The following is a 19028-nucleotide window of genomic DNA, read 5'->3' as shown; positions in this document are numbered from 1 at the left end:
CTTTTATTGTCCAAGAATAGCACGGCGTACTTTGTAATAATATTTAGTCATCATGTTTCTTCTTGGCGTGCCTATTGGTGCATATTTATTAACATAAGGCATCAGTACGTTCTTGATTTTGGTCTGGAACAAGATTTGTTGTTGCGGCTCGCTATGGGTTAAACCAATCGAAGCCGCTAACGACATTTGACGTTTATAGATTTCCATCTCCCATGGAGTGTTAGCGATGTTTTCAATAAAGTCGTCATAAAAATCGACTTTTTCGGTATTCCATGGTTTGTTCTCACCCGCATAATGAATCATTTTAGGCTTCTTGCGAGCTGCTAAAAATTTCATATACGTTGCAAACTTAAGATTAGGGAAGAAATCATCCGTGTTGCCATTACCATGATAAACGTTCCACTCTAATGGCAGAAATGTGACTCGAGAGTAGAAGACTTTATTCATGATATCCTGGTCGAGGAACCAGTATTTTTTTGCCTTTAATACCCGCATCAATTCAGCAAAAGTATTTTCTTCGACCATTTGTTTGACATTAAAAACAATAATCCCTGCCTGAAAATATTCATCAGGGTTATTCATGTTTAAGGTTTTCTGTAAATATTCGCCTGCCGGCATAACGCCATCATCTGATGCCGACATTGCAGAAAATTTTACAAAACCTTCCATGACGATATCCTTAACCGCTGCAACTAAATTGTTGCCCAGAGGGACATCAAGCAGTTCACCCAGGTCAGCCTTTACAACGGTATCCGAATCAATAAATACGACTTTATCGTATCGTCTGAACAGTTGAGGAATAAAAAGACGGGCATACGTTGATGCGCTAAAATGCGCTCGGGTATGCACACCGTTTATTTCAGTGAAAGCATTAACGTCAAAAAAACGAAGAGAAATATTCGGATGAGCCGAAGTTAGATTTACCAACCGCGTTTTATTCAAATAGCTAACTTTGTTTTCGAGTACGACGATATCATAATTTTTATTTTTGTCCGCATGTCGGATAATGGAATTAATTAATGCGCCACCGCTGATTGCGTAATTATCATCGAAACTGATAACCACTGGAACCGCAGAATCAAAAACTGGATTCAGTGCACCATTGAATGTTTCATTGCTGACAAAGGTACGCTGTAATTCTTTTACCTTAAGCTCACCATCTTGTTGCAGCTTAATTATGTAAATATTAAACAGCCGTTCAGCTATATGCCCAATAACGCGTTTTTCCTGAGCATTATAATTGTTCATCGAGATGGCATCTTCGAGATTATCCAGAATGGAAAAGAGCCACTCAGAATAGTCAACAAAAATATCTTTGCGCATGACAAACATATTTGTGTAATAGCCATCACTGGCATCATTAAACGTTTTTATTGCCGTGCTATACTCTGGATATAGTTTTTCAACGATGGCAATGGCAGCCTGATAATCACGAATGTGTAAGTATTCACCTCGTTCATAGTGATCGTAATTATTTTTACTTCCCGCCGCAGTGACAGACCATTTTTTGGGCAGCAAGATGTCAATACCTTCGACACACCGTTGAATTGTTTCTTCGTTTAATCCAAAGATCTTCTCATATTCTTCATCAATGCATGGATGGTTCACGACCCCCCAGGTATCCTCAGAAAAAGTTTGTTTTTCGGAAAAATTAAGATGACGGCGATAGTGCATGAAACCGACATAGTCTGCCAGCTCTTCGTTTTTCCAAACCCAATAATGCGCAGTTAGTTCGCAATAAAACGGATTCTTAAAGGAAATATTATCGCCAGTGTCATCTCCTGGACAACCAATTTCATTACAAGAATTAGCTTTGCCGACATGCAGAGGTTTGATAATTGCAGCATTAAGAAAAGCACTAGGCTTATGGTGGCTGGTATAGATTTTAACGCTATTGTTCATTATATTACCCACTGATTAAGCCATTGCTTGCTTGTACAGTTCAATGATTCGCTCTGCAGACCCCACTTCTCTGAGCCTATGATTTTCGATCCAGATGACTCTGTCGCAGATTTTTTCAACGTCACTCATATTGTGGCTAACAAACAATATTGTCACGCCTCTTTTCTTAAAATCTCTGATGGTCTGAATACATTTTGCCTGAAAAGCGATATCACCTACTGCCAGAACTTCATCAATAATTAAAATATCCGGTTCAACCTGACTGATGACCGAAAAACCTAACTTAGCTAGCATTCCGCTTGAGTACACTCTGATTGGCTCGTCTATGAATTCTCCCAGTTCCGAAAATTCAATAATACGTTCCATACGTTGCTGGACCTCTTTACGCCGAAGGCCCAGCAGAGTAGCATTCAGGTAAATATTCTCACGCCCGGTAAGTTCCGGATGAAAGCCTCCGCCGAGTTCAAGCATCGATGCCACCCGTCCTTCAGTGGTGACGGTTCCCTTAGTTGGCTTAATCACGCCGGCAACCAGGCCAAGCGAGGTACTCTTTCCTGCCCCATTACGTCCAATCAGGGCAACAGCCTCACCTTTGCCAACTGTAAAGGATACGTCTTCGATAGCTAAATATTTCCGCCCCTTCAGCAACTGAAAAGCGCGTTTGGGATGGAAAATTAAATCTTTGATTCCTGAGCCAATATGATGGTACAGAGGATACTCTTTTGTAACATGACTGAAGTTAATAACTGGGTGCATTACAAGATCTCTGCAAATCGATATTTTAATTTATTGAAAATAGACAAACCGACAACCGTCAAAATGATTCCCGTAAAATAGAGTATAGAAATATACTCATAATTAAGAGTCCCATTCATGAATAAATCACGCCAACTAAGAATCATACTCGCTAGCGGATTGTAGGTAATTATCCAGCTAAATTTTTCCGGAATCATATCAGACGCATATAAAATCGGCGTACAATAAAACATCAGCATAATCCCCAGACTGACAAAGCGCTCTAGGTCACGGAAAAACAGGTTCAGCGTTGAAAAGATGATTGAAACACCAAAGGTGAAAATCACCTGGCCAATAGCAATGAGAGGTATACCCCAAACCCAGGACAAGGACGGCGTCATGCCATAAACAAAAAGAAAGACAACAATAACCGGGATGGTGCAAAGAAAATGCAAGCCTTCCATCATCACATTACTTAGCGGAATCACGGACCGGGGAAAAACTGTCTTCTTGATAATTTGAGCGTTAGCGATGAATGAAAATAATGAGTTAGTGGCCGAACTGGCAAACCATTGCCACGGAAACAAGCCGGTAATGAGGAAAACTGTATAATTTGGAATTTGTACTCTCATTACCAGCTTAAATATAAAATAATAAATCATGGCAAAAAGCAATGGATTTGCTACTGACCATAAATAGCCTAGCATGCTGCTCTTATAGCGCACTTTTAGATCTTTATTTGTTATCACAACAAGTAAATCAAATAAATACCCTAAATTGTACTTCATCTTTATACTCATAAATTATTCTGCAAATATCCACTGAATGAGTTAGTCATACCAGGTCTACCTCGCCGATCCTGTCAGGCTCAACAATCGAGAAACTGACTGCTTTGTGCTGCGGGCAAAGTTTATCAGGTCAGCTGCCATTCATCGACTGCAACCAATGATTTGAACGGAAGCGCAAGCGACACCCCAGCAATAAACCGATAAAAACCCTTTTAATTCAATAAATTAAAAAATCACCTTATGTTTTCTTCCACGCTACCGCCATTGGCTATCGCAACCAAAATGCGTGATCCACCGAGTTTTTAACACTCACATCCGTTCAAACCGCACTGCAGATGGCATTACTGTTCAGTACAGCCATGCATCTCGTTACCTTAGCTACAAAAAGGCTTTACTCTGGCGTTTCCCTTCTCCGTTAGCTATCAGGACTTTCTCATTTCCGCAAGCAGCATGCCTGGCGTAGCACTCCCCTCACCTGCTCATCACGCCCTTACATGCAAAAGAACCATCTAAGGACAGCATGAAATTCTGAAATAATTTCTTGCATATTAATAACAACTTTTGGTGATGATTTATCAAGCAATACCTAAGTCTGCCAAATAGAACGGCAGCGTATTATAACTCTGCAAGTAAGGAATAAAAGTAAAAATCCGGTGCATGGCTTTCTCAATGTAAAAATGGACACACTTTAGACGATATGATGGCATTATCGCTAAAGTGCTCTCGGGAAACAAACACACCGGGCAAACCAAAGTAACAATCTTTACTCTACGAGGCCAGACCGCGTCTAAAACCTAGCAATACTCGATAAAACCGAAACAAACAGATAACCCATTGTTTATATTGGTTTCTATAGTGCTTTTCATCTTCTGAATGGCTTAATACCTTTCACGAATGATAATTAATTACAAGGCATTTACTCTCAGACGCCGCTGTTTACAGTTACTTGCATATCTTGTCATGGCAAAGCAAGTGATCCCAACCGCAAGCCAGTGTAAAATCGGCACTTATGTAGAACGGGATATCCACACCCCGGAGGAAAAATATGAAGTTTTTGGTCACTGGTGCCGCAGGTTTTATCGGCTTCCATATCGCGCAGCGCCTGCTGAATGAAGGGCATGATGTTGTCGGAATCGACAACATGAACGACTATTATGACGTCAGCCTGAAGCAGGCACGTCTGGATCGCCTGGCATCTCCAGCATTCCATTTCCAGCAGCTGGATTTGGCCGTCCGTGAAGGTATGGCAAAGCTGTTCGCCACAGAGCAATTTGACCGCGTGATCCACCTGGCCGCCCAGGCCGGCGTGCGCTACTCGCTGGAAAACCCGTATGCGTACGCAGACGCTAACCTGATGGGGTACCTGAACATTCTGGAAGGCTGCCGTCATACCAAGGTGAAACACCTGGTGTACGCCTCCTCCAGCTCGGTTTACGGCCTCAACCGTAAAATGCCGTTCTCCACCGAAGATTCCGTCGATCATCCGGTCTCCCTGTATGCCGCCACCAAGAAAGCTAATGAGCTGATGGCGCACACCTATTCTCACCTGTACGGCATCCCGACCACCGGGCTGCGCTTCTTTACAGTTTATGGTCCGTGGGGTCGCCCGGATATGGCGCTGTTCAAGTTCACGAAAGCGATGCTGGAAGGAAAAAGTATCGACGTTTACAACTACGGCAAAATGAAGCGCGACTTCACCTATATCGACGACATCGTCGAGGCGGTGGTTCGGGTGCAGGATGTGATCCCGCAGGCCAATGCCGACTGGACCGTTGAGAGCGGTTCCCCGGCCACCAGCTCCGCGCCGTATCGGGTATATAACATTGGCAACAGCTCACCAGTGGAACTGATGGACTACATCACCGCCCTGGAAGAAGCGCTGGGGATGGAAGCGCAGAAGAATATGATGCCGATCCAGCCGGGAGATGTGCTGGACACCAGCGCAGACACCCAACCGCTGTATGACCTGGTGGGTTTCAAGCCGCAAACGTCAGTGAAGGAAGGCGTGAAGAACTTCGTGGAGTGGTACAAGGATTACTATCAGATCTAGTCCCCATGCCCTGCCGCAATCGTCAGATTGCGGCACCTCTTCTATGGAACCTCCGTTATCCGGGCTATATGTCGACTGAATGCACATTCATTGTTTTATATATAATATTTTGTGCTATAGACGGTATTTTTGCCTTTTTACTCGCACGCCTGAAACCAGTTTCATCCAGCCTTTTTCAGAAAAGCAAATATCCGCACGCCAGGCACTCAAACTTTCCTGATATCCAAACCAATTTGGTTAGCGAAAACAGCATTATATGCTGATAGATAAAAAACATTACTCTCTGTAGGAATTTTCCTAAATCCAGGATATGTTAGAGCAAGCCATGCAACAGCACAAAACTGATGTATTGCTTATCAAACTAATAATTCAATCAACATACGCCCTGTGGTAGATATTATGGAAAACCTATTTTTCTTAGTGGTCGCTGCCATACTACTTGCTGTTTCCGTTTATTTCTTAATTTCTTATTTAAAAGACAGAAAGAAAACGAAACTGACGTTTAATAAACGCAAGTGGTAAGGCCCACTTCATATTGCAATTAGATTAAGATAATATTAAGAGATAAAAAATGATATGACAGAATGACTATTCATTCTGCGTTTTGGCATGGCCTTAAGGCAAGAAAAAATAACGCTACTCGCGCCCTATCCCTCGTTTTTTCATAGGACATAAATAACAAAAGCCTGCGTTGCAGGCTTTGTTTTACCTCCCGGCGCTTATCTCCGGCATCTACATCACAGTGACGGTAGCTCTTCACAAGGTAAGTTTAACTTATCGGACCTGTTTTCAACCCGCAACGGCTTTTGAGCAGGATCGTAATGTCCATCACAATTTATTGAGCTTAATCTGAATGTTCGAGAAATACGCGTAGTGAGGGATATAGCGGGGAGATAAAGAAGAACACTGGCGGCAGGGAACCGCCAGTGTCAGACAGGCAGAATTAATCGTTACCAAACAGATCGCGGGTGTAGACCTTGTCCGCCACATCCGCCAACTCTTCCGCCATACGGTTAGAAATGATCACATCAGCTTCTTGCTTGAAGGCATTCAGGTCGCGCACGACACGGGAGTTGAAGAACTCATCTTCCTGCATCACCGGTTCATAGATAATAACCGGAATACCTTTCGCCTTGATGCGCTTCATAATGCCCTGAATAGAAGAGGCACGGAAGTTGTCCGAACCACTCTTCATGATCAGGCGATACACACCCACTACTTTCGGCTTACGAGCGAGAATAGAATCCGCGATAAAGTCTTTACGGGTACGGTTGGCATCGACGATAGCCGCGATGATATTGTTCGGGACCGATTCGTAGTTCGCCAGCAGCTGCTTGGTATCTTTTGGCAGGCAGTAGCCGCCGTAGCCAAAGGACGGGTTGTTATAATGGTTGCCGATACGCGGATCCAGGCATACCCCTTCGATAATCTGCTTGCTGTTCAGCCCCTGGCTTTCAGCATAGCTGTCGAGCTCGTTGAAATAGGCAACGCGCAGCGCCAGATAGGTGTTAGCGAACAGTTTGATCGCTTCCGCTTCGGTAGAGTCGGTAAACAGGGTCGGGATATCCTGCTTGATCGCGCCTTCTTTCAGCAGATCAGCGAAACGTTCGGCACGCGCGGAGCGCTCACCGATGACAATACGCGACGGATGTAGGTTGTCGTACAGCGCACGTCCTTCACGCAGGAACTCAGGAGAGAAAATAACATTATCAATCCCTAAACGTTCTTTGATGTCGCGGGTGAACCCCACCGGGATGGTCGATTTAATGATCATTACCGCGTTCGGGTTGATCTCTGTGACATCGCGAATAACCGCTTCCACCGTAGAGGTGTTGAAGTAGTTAGTTTTGGGATCGTAATCGGTCGGCGTCGCAATGATCACGTAGTCGGCATTGCGGTACGCGTCGTGCTTATCCGTGGTGGCACGGAAATTTAACGGTTTTTCTGCCAGATATTCCTGAATCTCTTTATCGACAATCGGAGAGATCTTCTGGTTAAGCATATCCACTTTGGCCTGTACGATATCCAGGGCCACCACTTCGTGGTTTTGCGCGATCAGGACACCGTTCGATAAACCAACATAACCTGTACCGGAAATAGTAATTTTCATGAGATTACACTTTAATCAGTTAACTGGATAATGGCGGATAGCCACGAAATTAAATAATTCTGTGGGCGGTTTTACGCTTTGACCAGTGGGATGTCAAGAATAAGCCATAAGGTCAAAAATACGATTAAAATCTGACCCTATGGCTTCCATTATGGATAATGCATTACTTGAGAAGAGCTAAAATCTCTTCGGTTTTTGCATTCATTAACGCAGTATCCGCTCTGGACTCAACGTTCAGACGCACCACCGGCTCGGTATTGGACGTGCGCAGGTTAAAGCGCCACTCAGGGTATTCAATACTGATACCGTCCGTTGTGTCGATGTGTGCGGCCGCCGGCTCATACTGCGCCCGGATGCGCGCTATCGCCTCCGCTGCATTTCCCAGCTTGCGGTTGATCTCCCCCGACGCCGGGAACGCCGCCTGGCGGTCCGCCACCAGCGATTTCAGCGAGCTGTTCTTCAGGCACAGCAGCTCCGCCACCAGCAGCCACGGGATCATCCCGCTGTCGCAGTAGGCGAAGTCGCGGAAGTAATGGTGCGCGCTCATCTCCCCGCCGTAGATGGCGTCTTCCTGGCGCATCCGCTCCTTGATGAACGCATGCCCGGTCTTCGACATCACCGGCTGGCCGCCGCTGCGGGTCACGATGTCCACCGTGTTCCATGTCAGACGCGGGTCGTGAATGATTTTCGCCCCCGGCTGCTTCTGCAGGAACGCTTCCGCCAGCAGGCCGACAATGTAGTACCCCTCGATAAACGACGCCTCGTCATCGAACAGGAAGCAGCGGTCGAAGTCGCCGTCAAAGGCGATCCCCATGTCCGCCTGATGCGCACGCACCGCGTCGGCGGTGTCCTGGCGGCACTCCGGCAGCAGCGGGTTCGGGATACCGTTCGGGAAATGGCCGTCCGGCTGGTGATGCACCTTGATAAAGGTCACCGGCGCCCCGGCCGCCGCGAAGCGTTTCTCCACCTCATCAATTACGTGCCCCGCCGCCCCGTTGCCGGAGTTCACCACCAGCTTCAGCGGACGGGTGAAGTTCGCCAGGTCCACGTAGCCCATCAGGTGGTCGACGTACTCCTTCAGCACCGAAATCTGGCGCAGGGTCCCGCGACGCGCCGGGTCCACCGGCGGGAACTGGTTCTCCTCCGCCAGGCGCTGGATATCCCGCAGGCCGGTGTCGCCGCTGATGGGCTTCGCGTTCTCGCGCACCAGCTTCATGCCGTTGTAGTTCATCGGGTTGTGGCTGGCCGTCACCTCGATACCGCCATCCACCCCGAGGTGGAAGGTGGCGAAGTAAATCTCTTCCGTGCCGCTCAGGCCGATATCCAGCACGTCGGTGCCGGCGTCCATCAGCCCGCGGGCCAGCGCCAGCTTCAGCGACTCGCTGGTGAGGCGCACATCGCCCCCCACCACTATCTTCCCGGGTTTCAGAAATTCGCCGTAGGCGCGGCCGATACGGTAGGCGATGTCCTCGTTCAGCTCCTCGCCCAGTTCACCACGGATGTCATAAGCCTTAAAGCATGTTAACTGTGTCATTCTGCGTTTTGTCCCGAAAAAATTAGCAACGACCATACTGGTCTTTAATACGAATAATGTCGTCCTCGCCGAGGTACGACCCCGACTGGATCTCCAGCACTTCCAGCGGAATGCGGCCCGGGTTTTCCAGGCTGTGCTCGGCGCCAATCGGAATAAAGGTGGACTGGTTCTCGGTCAGCAGGAACTGCTTGCCGTTGACCGTCACCTGGCCGGTGCCGGCGAGAATGACCCAGTGCTCGGCGCGGTGGTGGTGCATCTGCATCGAGAAGGCGCCGCCCGGTTTCACGGTGATGCGGTTGACGTTGAAGCGCGGGGTCTGGACCACCACGTCGCAGCGGCCCCAGGGACGGTAAATCTCGCGGTGGCGCTTGTACTCGCTGCGCTGGTTCTGCTTGAGGAACTCGACCGCCTTCTTCACGTCCTGGGAACGCTCGCGGTTCATCACCAGCACGGCGTCCTTGGTGCTGACAATCACCAGGTTCTCCACGCCGATGGCCGCCACCAGCTTCTCGTCGCTGTTGATGTAGCAGTTTTCGCTGTTGTGCACCCACGCGTCGCCGCTGAGGACGTTACCCTGCCCGTCTTTCGGGCTGACCTCCCACAGGGCGGACCAGGAGCCGACGTCGCTCCAGTCGGCATCGAGACCGACCACCACCGCGTCGGCGGTTTTCTCCATCACCGCGTAGTCCACAGACTCGTCCGGACACTCGCAGAAAATGTCATGCGGAATGCTGATGAAGTCGCTGCCGTTGTCGGCGGCATTCACCGCGACCTGGCAGGCTTCGAGGATATCCGGGCGGAATTTGGCCAGCTCGGAGAGGTATTTTTTGGCGCGGAACATAAACATGCCGCTGTTCCAGTAGTACTCCCCGGAGGCGAGGTAGGCCTCGGCGCGCTCGCGGTCCGGCTTCTCCACGAAGCGGGCCACCTGGTACGGGGTGTGGGCGCTGTCGGTGAGGGCCACGCCTCGCTGGATGTAACCGTAGCCGGTTTCCGGGGCGTTCGGCACGATACCGAAGGTGACCAGATGGCCTTCATCGGCATACTGCTCGGCGACGCGGATGGCGTCGTGGAAGACCGGCTGGTTATTGATGATATGGTCGGCGGCGAGGACCAGCATCAGCGGGTCGTCGCCGTGACGGGTGGCCTGAAGAGCCGCCAGGGCGATGGCCGGGGCGGTGTTGCGCCCGACCGGCTCAAGAATAATGTTGTTGGACAGCTTGTTGAGCTGGCGCAGCTGTTCGGCCACCAGGAAGCGGTGCTCTTCGTTACAGATGACCATCGGTTCATGGATTTCAAGGCCCGAGAGGCGGGTGATGGTTTCCTGCAGCATGGAGTTCTGCCCGTACAGCCGGAGGAACTGTTTCGGGTAAAGCTCGCGAGACATCGGCCAGAGACGACTGCCGGTACCACCAGCCATGATCACAGGAAGCAACATATTAATATCCTTTAATTAAAACCCTGTTATTAAACACCCAGATATATTCTGAGGCCAGAAGCAGCTTATTATAAGTGTACAAAAGTATAAATATGGCAAATTCTTAAAAGATAAGCATTTGGTTTATTAGAGCTGGATAAATAACGCAGGCGTGCAAATAAGATGACTTTGATCAGATTATTGTAGAATAACTAACAATAGATAACAGTCAGGCCAAATGGCCTGACTGTGGCATATAAAGATTATTCCAACCACTCGGTATGGAATACACCTTCTTTATCAGTACGCTTATAGGTGTGCGCACCAAAGTAATCACGCTGAGCCTGAATCAGGTTAGCGGGCAGAACTGCGGAACGGTAGCTGTCGTAGTAGGCAATTGCAGCAGAGAAAGTCGGTACCGGAATACCATTCTGTACGGCATACGCCACTACATCACGCAGCGCCTGCTGATAGTCATCAGCAATCTGTTTGAAGTACGGTGCCAGCAGGAGGTTAGCAATGCCAGCGTTTTGCGCATAAGCATCGGTGATCTTCTGCAGGAACTGCGCACGAATTATGCAGCCAGCGCGGAAAATCTTAGCGATCTCGCCGTAGTTAAGATCCCAGTTGTATTCATCAGAAGCAGCACGCAGCTGGGAGAAGCCCTGAGCATAGGAGACGATTTTACCGAGGTACAACGCGCGACGCACTTTTTCGATAAATTCAGCTTTATCACCGGCCGGCTGGGCCTGCGGACCACTCAGCACTTTCGACGCGGCTACACGCTGGTCTTTAAGCGAAGAAATATAGCGAGCAAATACGGACTCGGTTATCAGAGACAGAGGTTCGCCGAGATCCAGTGAGCTCTGGCTGGTCCACTTACCGGTACCTTTGTTTGCTGCTTCATCAAGAATGACATCAACGAGGTACTTACCTTCTTCATCCTTCTTGGTGAAGATATCTTTGGTAATGTCGATCAGGTAGCTGCTTAGCTCACCTTCGTTCCATTCGGTGAAGGTTTGCGCCAGCTCTTCGTTGGAAAGTGCCAGACCGCCTTTCAAAAGCGCATAAGCTTCAGCAATCAGCTGCATGTCACCATACTCAATGCCGTTATGAACCATCTTCACATAATGGCCAGCACCGTCAGCACCGATATAGGTGACACATGGCTCACCGTCTTCAGCAACCGCAGCAATATGCTTCAGAATCGGAGCAACTAACTCATAGGCTTCTTTCTGCCCACCAGGCATGATGGAAGGCCCTTTCAGAGCCCCTTCTTCACCACCGGAAACACCGGTACCGATAAAGTTAAAACCTTCGGCAGATAGCTCACGGTTACGACGGATGGTGTCCTGGAAGAAGGTGTTGCCGCCATCAATGATGATGTCGCCTTTATCGAGGTAAGGCTTCAGGGAATCGATGGCGCTGTCGGTGCCAGCCCCGGCCTTCACCATCAACAGGATACGGCGTGGTGTTTCGAGGGATTCAACAAACTCTTGTACTGTATAGTAAGGAACCAGCTTCTTGCCTGGATTTTCGGCAATAACTTCTTCGGTCTTTTCACGGGAGCGGTTGAAAACGGAGACGGTATAACCGCGGCTTTCGATGTTCAGCGCAAGGTTACGCCCCATCACAGCCATACCGACAACCCCGATCTGTTGCTTGGACATTACATACTCCTGTCTGGTGTGGTCACTGCGACACGTTCGCAGCTTAAATGTGATGATAATGTTAGCCCAAAGTACATAGAGCTCATAGTGAAAATTTGTTAACTAGCACAACATATAAATTTTGGACTATAAATGCACAATGCTTATCTTAAGCAGCATCTTATCAATAAGCAGATTTGTTAATAAATCCTTTAAAGACAGTAAGGAATATTATTTTTAGATCTAACCAAATGCTCCAACCTCTGATATATAACAAATCATATTCGATTCGTTTTTCCATTTTTTCCAAAGTATCTGTTTCACCACGCCAACCATTAATTTGTGCTAAGCCCGTGATACCTGGCTTAACCTTATGACGAAGCATATATCCCTGAATTAAGGACCGATATTGCTCGTTATGAGAAACTGCATGCGGTCGAGGTCCTACAACGGACATCTGACCAAAAAGTACGTTAAAGAACTGCGGAAGTTCGTCTAAGGAAGTACTGCGTAAAAACTTGCCAACTTTAGTCACGCGGATATCATTTTTTGTAGCCTGAATAACTTTATCGTCGTTTTCCATTACAGTCATCGAGCGAAATTTCCATACTTTTATAGGTTTTCCATCCATTCCATAACGCACCTGGCGGAAAATAACCGGCCCTTTCGAGGTAGTTTTAACTGCAGTAGCAATAACCAGAAGAATTGGTGATATCAGAATAAGAATCAATGATGATACAATGATATCTTCAAGGCGCTTAAAAACCATGTTAATGCCATTCAGCGGGGAATCAAATAATGGAACAACCGGTACGCCATTTATTTCTTCCGTACGCGACTGCAGTATATTAAAAGTAAATACATCAGGTATATAAAGAACAGAACAAGTAGTATCTGTTAATTGTGAAACCATATTTTTTATAGCAACCTCATCTCTCATATGCATTGCAATGTAAATACGGTCAATAGTTCCTTTTCTTGCCTCATTTATTAAATCAGAAATTTTTCCAGCATAAAGTTCTAAATCATAAGTACCTGAAAAGGAGTCTTCATATATACCTTTAACCTCAAACCCTAACCAAGGCTGCTTTCTAAAAGTTTCCAGCAAACTGATTCCTGCTGGTAAAGACCCAGCAAAAGCAACTCTTCTTTTATTATAACCAATCCGTCTAAAAAATCCTGCTAATGCTCTGATCAAAGAACGAGTAACAACAAAGCCAGCACATACAGCCAAATACCAAAAAATAAATGTTCTAAATGTTAAATCAAAATCTGAAAATAACGTAACAAAACCGAGCGTTAGTAAAAAAGAAAGCGACCAATTTTTAAGTATTAAAATTAATTCAACAGAAAATTCCACGCCTCTCCATGAGCGATAAAAGTCTGTAATACCGCCGATCATTTGAAATACAACAAGTGCAACAAGTGCCATTAGTACATAGTGTAAATTAAAAAAATAGTCATTTATAAAACACGAAAAATAAATACCTAAAAATATTATCAGAATATCAGAAAAACGCTGAAGCATAGAAATTATGGAAGCATTTGCATTCGAGCGAAAGCGATGCTGAGATATTGTCATAATTCAATCACTCATTTATAAACAAGCATATCTGTCGATAAGTTTCATTAACGTAACAAACAAGAGATGAAAAACTCTTAGTGTTGCCATGATATATTTCTTTTGATAACCCTTGCTGGAACGCCAGCTATAAGACAATTTTTCTCAAGGAAAACACCATTAACGACTGAATGACTCGCAACAACGCAACCATCAGCGATAATACAACCTTTATTAATGGCAACATTGTTCCCTATAAGGCAATTTTCACCTATGGTAATTTTACCGTCTTTAGGTTTCTTATCATTATAGGAAACCAAATGAAAATCTTCATCCAGAAATTGAACCCTCCAAGAAACCATACTCCCTTTTCCAATGCTAATGCCAGAATAAGAAATAAGATCTGTTTCAGGCCCAATATAACAGTCGTTTAAAATAATCTTACTAGAGTCAGCAATGTCAACCCGAACACTTTTAGCTATAAACACATTTCCTGACACATGCATTTCACCGCGGTTATTTATATAACATATCGAATTATTATTTACGTGACTAACATTTGACAACCCGACAATTAAATTACTATTTTTGTGGAATTTTATATTTTTTATATTCTTTTTTTTCACTTTCGGAGAAGTTAAAATGTTTTTTTTGTAGACCAATCGAAACATTAGCATCCTAAACAAAACACCAATGATGCTACATTCAGAAGATCGGCATCTATTTTTTAGTATACTAATGCGTTCAATAACTTTATTGAAAATCATATTGTAGCTCTTATGTTCTTAAGTTTAAGAAATGATATCCATTAATATAGTACTAAGTTTGACATCAACACTTTGCCCAAAACTTTTACAATAGAATTTAATTTTCCTAATATTATCCGGTAATTTTTCACCAAACCGTACCCATGACCAATCACTATAGTCAGAGGCAGAACAATTCCATTCTCGCGTAGTAATATTATTATCGAGAGAATCATAACACTCAAGAGTTAGTTTTAAGTCACCACTAACAATCTTCAACATCATTCCTCCCGACAGTATACCTGTCGATTTCACCAATACACTTTGTGATAAACTAGCGCCGTTTTTTGAAAATACAATGGTTTCAGAATCATTGGAAGAAATACGCGCCTGGAGTGAAACACCATCATTGAAATCCCAATATCTCAATCCATCCTTAAATCTTGAGTTCATCAACACAGAAGAATCATTTTTGTTTAAGGCTAAATATGACTTATTATTTAATGAGACTCTAACGTTTTCGAGATAAGACTTCCCATCACCGCCTACTAGTACTAGAGCATTTTCCGTGCCTTTTGATGGATTGTAGTTTTCAGTTGCCTGGAATCGTAAATTACGCACATATAAACCATTTTCATTGTCACTTATCACATAAAACAATGGCGTATTTATTATTTTAGGTGTCGGACTTATAAAAATAAAACTGTCAATAACTGAAGCAAAGCTATTTATTGAGTTAATACTAACAATTGTAAAATCTGTCGTTTTTCGCCCTGGGTTTTCCATGTGCGATTGGTTTATAAAGACATTTGCATCACCAAACAATTTAACCTCATGATTATCAAATGAACATTTTGAAAAGAACCAATCACCATAATGTAATTCAGTATAACTCCGATTATCAGCAAACATACAATTATCAAATACCATGCACTCTCCAGAATTCTTATTGCCGGGAGGAGCAATAATATTTCCCCATAAAAAATGGCAATCACAAAATTTTATGCGCCATGAATTATTATCAAAAGCTAGTGTAGTACGCCACCCCTGAATCGATACTGAATCAATCGTGAAGAGCGAACTATTTCTTTCATCCCCACCAATTTTTATTGCACAACTATCCAGTAAATTTTTAATTCCAGCGCCAATTATTGCAATACTCTTGATAGCGACTTTGACATTTTGAAATCGTTTAGAATAATCTTTCTGGCTCGAGAATAATCTTATTGCAAAATCTGCGTTAAAATCATTAAACCATTTTAATGTTGACAGATCCGACGAAAACCATGATGTTTTCGATACATCTATTTCATATGTTTTTTTAACCTGATAGATGTGCCCTGGAATGAATTTAAGAGGTAAGCATTCGTTGTGTGCCGCAATATTAGCCCGCGATATAGCATTTGAATCATCATTAATACCATCACCAATAGCACCAAACCAGCTGACATCAATAAAATCATCAATCTTTCTCTTCCATGTGCAATTTTTACCACGAATATAAATTACATTGTCAATTAGTTCATCTGCAATAACAGGTATACTTACAAAATATCCCGAATAAAAGAAAGAGTCATCCTGAGTAGCTTCTTGGCCACTAATAAAAACACACTCACCAATAAATAAAGATATGTATTGTTTAATACTTTCAATAGTATATCTCTTACTCTGAGGGGACTCGATGACATCCTTATTCGAGCTTGCATAGCTGGTAAGGACAGGGAATAGAGTTAGACTTGGAATTAATTTTTTTAAAAAATATCTTTTTGACATGAGTAATTTCATTACACCCCCCTGAATGATTTGGCAGGATATTTATCTCTTTAAGAGCAATTGACGAAATAAGCCTTTCATCTCAGCAAGTAACTTATTAGGGCTAATAAAAATAGTTAAGATATAAACGCCCCCACCTATTACTATTTTCAGGATAAAAAATGTTAATGAGATTTTATCAATATAATTATCACATACCAACAATAATAAAATCATAGGGAGTGTATGAACGAACGGAATAAAAAAACTATTTATATAGTCAACAATACAATTCCCTAGCACTGGCTTAAGTAAAAAGAAATAACTTAATAATGCATTAATTGCCTGGCAAATCAAAAAACCAATGGCCGCACCAACCATTCCATTCCAGATAGTAGAAAAATACAGAACAGGAATAAATATGATTATTTTTACAAAATTAAATCTAACACTTAACTCCATTTTAGCTTTTGCCATAAGCAATGAACCAATAGGGTTTGCTACCATACGCATTGCTCCGGCAATACAAAGAAGTTGGAGCGTAGGAACTATAAAAAGCCATTTCTCACCAAACACCAGATATACAAAATCTTTTGCAATAATGCATAAACCAAGCAATGCAGGGAAATTTATATAACTAATCACGTGTAGGAGTTTAAAGAAATTAATTCTCAGCCTTTCTTTATCGTCTTGTATTTTTGATAATGCTGGAAATAAAACCCTGGTGATTATAGGACTAATTTTAGATGGTGGATTGACTGCAACGTTAAATGATAAATTATACCCCCCAACATAAATAGCACCAAGAACTCTAGCGACTATCGGTGTTGTTATTGAGGAGTTGATATAATTTAATATACTATCAAGCGTAAGGTAAAATGAGAATAAAAGTTGTTTTTTAATCTCTCGTAATTTACTTCTCTTCCAAGTCGGATGATAATATTTCCGACCAACAAAACTTAATATTACAGTTCTCATCGAAACTGTAAGTAAATATCCAAAAACAGCACATGAGGCATTTTTAGTTATTATTCCAATGATGACTGTCAAACAAAACCCAGTAAGATAAGAAAAACTTTCAATTTTAGACAGAATATCAAATTCAAGTTCTTTTTGCATTAACGCTCGGTATTGCTGGCCATGAGGCATGATAATAAAAACAAGAGCAGTTAATTGTATAAGAAAGCTTAATCTATCCAGCCTCATCCATGAAGAAATCTCATATGACAAAATGATCGTCACAACAAATAAAAATATCCCCAAAAATATATTAACCCAATATAAAGCTGATAACTCATCTAACGTTATATTTTTTTTCTGAATAATGGCGTTGGAGAGACCACAGTCCGCAAGCATATCAGTGAATAAAAAGACAACTGTCATTATTGACAAAACACCGAATTCAAATGGCTCCAGAATACGAGATAGTATTACCATTTGTAAAAAACCAAGCACAATAATTGTAAAAGATGATAACGCTGACCATTTCGTGCTTTTTATCGTTTTTAATTTTAAACTCATCTAGTAATACCTTAACTTTAGTTGATGTCATTTTCGGCCCGATTTTTTGATAAAATTATCAAAAATGCAATGCAAAACGGAGTAAAGTAACTACCTAAATGAGAAATAAAAAACATATTTGAAAAAATTATAAAGAGCAATAGAAAATAAGAATTTCTTTCGGATTGCGCATCAAATTCTTTGAGTATTTTCTTAATGAAATATATAAATGGAATTAAGAAAAAGACCCCATAAATAATCAATAAATCTAATATTAGCGACTTGGTCCCAACAGTTTTATATTCTCCTGGAATTGTATATGTATATACCTCATCAAAATTCAAAAAAGGAAAATGGCTTTTAATGAAGTCTATTACCCCTGAAGTAAAATCGTAAATAGATGGCAAATAACCGAAGAATCCAACTCCTAACGGATTAAATAAAAAAATCTTCAGTCCGACTATGAACATCGTTCCCCTTGTTGCCACGGATGAATATGTGTCTATATCACTTGCAAGTGCATCTAGGAAATAATATTTGAATATAATATAAGATATTACTATTGAGCATAGCGACAGCAAAACCCTAAACATTAACTTTCCTTTAAGGGAAAAATAAAAGCAAATACATATCAAAAATGAAAGAGCAGCTCCTTTAGAGGTTGTCAATATAGCGATAACGATCGTTACAGTGACAAGGAAAAAAGTACTCCAGTTTAACAGTACGGCTAATAGAAGGATACTACATACAATCTGGTAGCCAAATACACTAGCTTCAAGAGAGAATCCTCTCAACCTCTCAGGGCTAATAAAATCGTTATATTGTATAATACTTTTGTTATTTATTATGGCAGGATCTAAATAATTGAGCAAAACAGAAAAAATAACAACAATAATAATTAAGGCGGCGCCAGCTCGAATATCTTTGATATTTTGTCGCAATGAATAGTAAAGCGCCAAAAAATAAAAAACATATAATAAAAAATATCTACTCCCTCTGTCAAGTATGAATATCGGGTCTAACTCTGGAAAATAAAAAACCCAGTAGAAATAGTACAAAAATGAAATCAATAAAACACCAAAGAAACAGAGCAATATGTTTTTATTGACCTTTAGTCCTTTTGACAAGATAGAAACAAATAGGCCTGGCAACAGAATTAAAGCCGAAGGAGAGGCTGTCATAATCCCCCCGATACTTTGCAGGCTAGTATTATCAAAAGGTATAAAAAGACAAAACAAGAAAAAAAACGGATTTCTAAAAAGCAATCTAATTATATTATGCATG

Annotated in this window: 14 protein-coding genes; 2 read left to right on the top strand and 12 right to left on the bottom strand. The window is 43.0% G+C overall.

From position 1 onward, the window contains the following. Positions 1 to 3: 3 nt before the first annotated feature. The 3 genes from AB1E37_RS08170 to rfbA are packed head-to-tail and all read right to left on the bottom strand — an operon-like array spanning position 4 to position 3425. Positions 4 to 1902, bottom strand: a complete 1899-nt coding sequence (locus AB1E37_RS08170) for a DUF4422 domain-containing protein (protein ID WP_032447726.1) — start codon at positions 1900 to 1902, stop codon at positions 4 to 6. 15 nt (positions 1903 to 1917) lie between these two features. Further along, positions 1918 to 2658, bottom strand: a complete 741-nt coding sequence (gene rfbB / locus AB1E37_RS08165; protein ID WP_004175264.1) for an O-antigen export ABC transporter ATP-binding protein RfbB — start codon at positions 2656 to 2658, stop codon at positions 1918 to 1920. After that, positions 2658 to 3425, bottom strand: coding sequence for an O-antigen export ABC transporter permease RfbA (rfbA, locus tag AB1E37_RS08160; RefSeq protein ID WP_002912373.1), 768 nt, complete (start codon positions 3423 to 3425; stop codon positions 2658 to 2660). The genes rfbB and rfbA overlap by 1 nt, the downstream gene beginning before the upstream one ends. Before the next feature lie 1045 nt (positions 3426 to 4470). Here rfbA and AB1E37_RS08155 point away from each other — a divergent pair. Next, positions 4471 to 5475 carry an NAD-dependent epimerase gene (locus tag AB1E37_RS08155; protein ID WP_032447728.1) on the top strand — a complete coding sequence of 335 codons (1005 nt, stop codon included), beginning with the start codon at positions 4471 to 4473 and terminating at the stop codon, positions 5473 to 5475. Between the two features lie 399 nt (positions 5476 to 5874). After that, positions 5875 to 5997: a small membrane protein gene (locus tag AB1E37_RS08150; RefSeq protein WP_004144151.1), complete on the top strand. Its 123-nt coding sequence runs from the start codon at positions 5875 to 5877 to the stop codon at positions 5995 to 5997. A gap of 421 nt (positions 5998 to 6418) precedes the next feature. On the opposite strand, the gene ugd is transcribed toward AB1E37_RS08150, so the two are convergent. From ugd to AB1E37_RS08105, 9 genes are all read right to left on the bottom strand, one after another. Further along, positions 6419 to 7585, bottom strand: coding sequence for a UDP-glucose 6-dehydrogenase (gene ugd / locus AB1E37_RS08145; RefSeq protein ID WP_004175261.1), 1167 nt, complete (start codon positions 7583 to 7585; stop codon positions 6419 to 6421). A gap of 163 nt (positions 7586 to 7748) precedes the next feature. After that, complete coding sequence (gene rfbK / locus AB1E37_RS08140; protein WP_004899416.1) at positions 7749 to 9119, bottom strand: O9 family phosphomannomutase RfbK; 1371 nt, start codon at positions 9117 to 9119, stop codon at positions 7749 to 7751. Between the two features lie 22 nt (positions 9120 to 9141). Continuing rightward, positions 9142 to 10557 carry a mannose-1-phosphate guanylyltransferase/mannose-6-phosphate isomerase gene (locus AB1E37_RS08135; RefSeq protein WP_004899418.1) on the bottom strand — a complete coding sequence of 472 codons (1416 nt, stop codon included), beginning with the start codon at positions 10555 to 10557 and terminating at the stop codon, positions 9142 to 9144. Between the two features lie 242 nt (positions 10558 to 10799). After that, entirely contained in the window at positions 10800 to 12206 is a 1407-nt protein-coding gene (gene gndA / locus AB1E37_RS08130) for an NADP-dependent phosphogluconate dehydrogenase (RefSeq protein ID WP_004899420.1), read from the bottom strand. Positions 12207 to 12369: 163 nt separating this feature from the next. Beyond that, positions 12370 to 13767, bottom strand: coding sequence for an undecaprenyl-phosphate glucose phosphotransferase (gene wcaJ, locus AB1E37_RS08125; RefSeq protein ID WP_004180508.1), 1398 nt, complete (start codon positions 13765 to 13767; stop codon positions 12370 to 12372). A gap of 77 nt (positions 13768 to 13844) precedes the next feature. After that, complete coding sequence (locus AB1E37_RS08120; RefSeq protein ID WP_367777061.1) at positions 13845 to 14417, bottom strand: acyltransferase; 573 nt, start codon at positions 14415 to 14417, stop codon at positions 13845 to 13847. Positions 14418 to 14537: 120 nt separating this feature from the next. Next, positions 14538 to 16277, bottom strand: a complete 1740-nt coding sequence (locus AB1E37_RS08115; protein WP_004899426.1) for a hypothetical protein — start codon at positions 16275 to 16277, stop codon at positions 14538 to 14540. A gap of 30 nt (positions 16278 to 16307) precedes the next feature. Then, a complete protein-coding gene (locus AB1E37_RS08110; protein ID WP_029884358.1) occupies positions 16308 to 17765 on the bottom strand; it encodes an MOP flippase family protein in 1458 nt (485 codons plus the stop codon). A gap of 17 nt (positions 17766 to 17782) precedes the next feature. Further along, positions 17783 to 19027, bottom strand: a complete 1245-nt coding sequence (locus AB1E37_RS08105) for an O-antigen ligase family protein (protein WP_004214000.1) — start codon at positions 19025 to 19027, stop codon at positions 17783 to 17785. Position 19028 lies beyond the last annotated feature (1 nt).

The organism is Klebsiella sp. Shm-1 (assembly GCF_040804525.1).
In the GTDB taxonomy this organism is placed as follows: Bacteria; Pseudomonadota; Gammaproteobacteria; order Enterobacterales; family Enterobacteriaceae; genus Klebsiella; species Klebsiella pneumoniae.
Note: the sequence above shows the minus strand (reverse complement) of the source record. Positions and strands in the feature narration are given on the sequence as shown.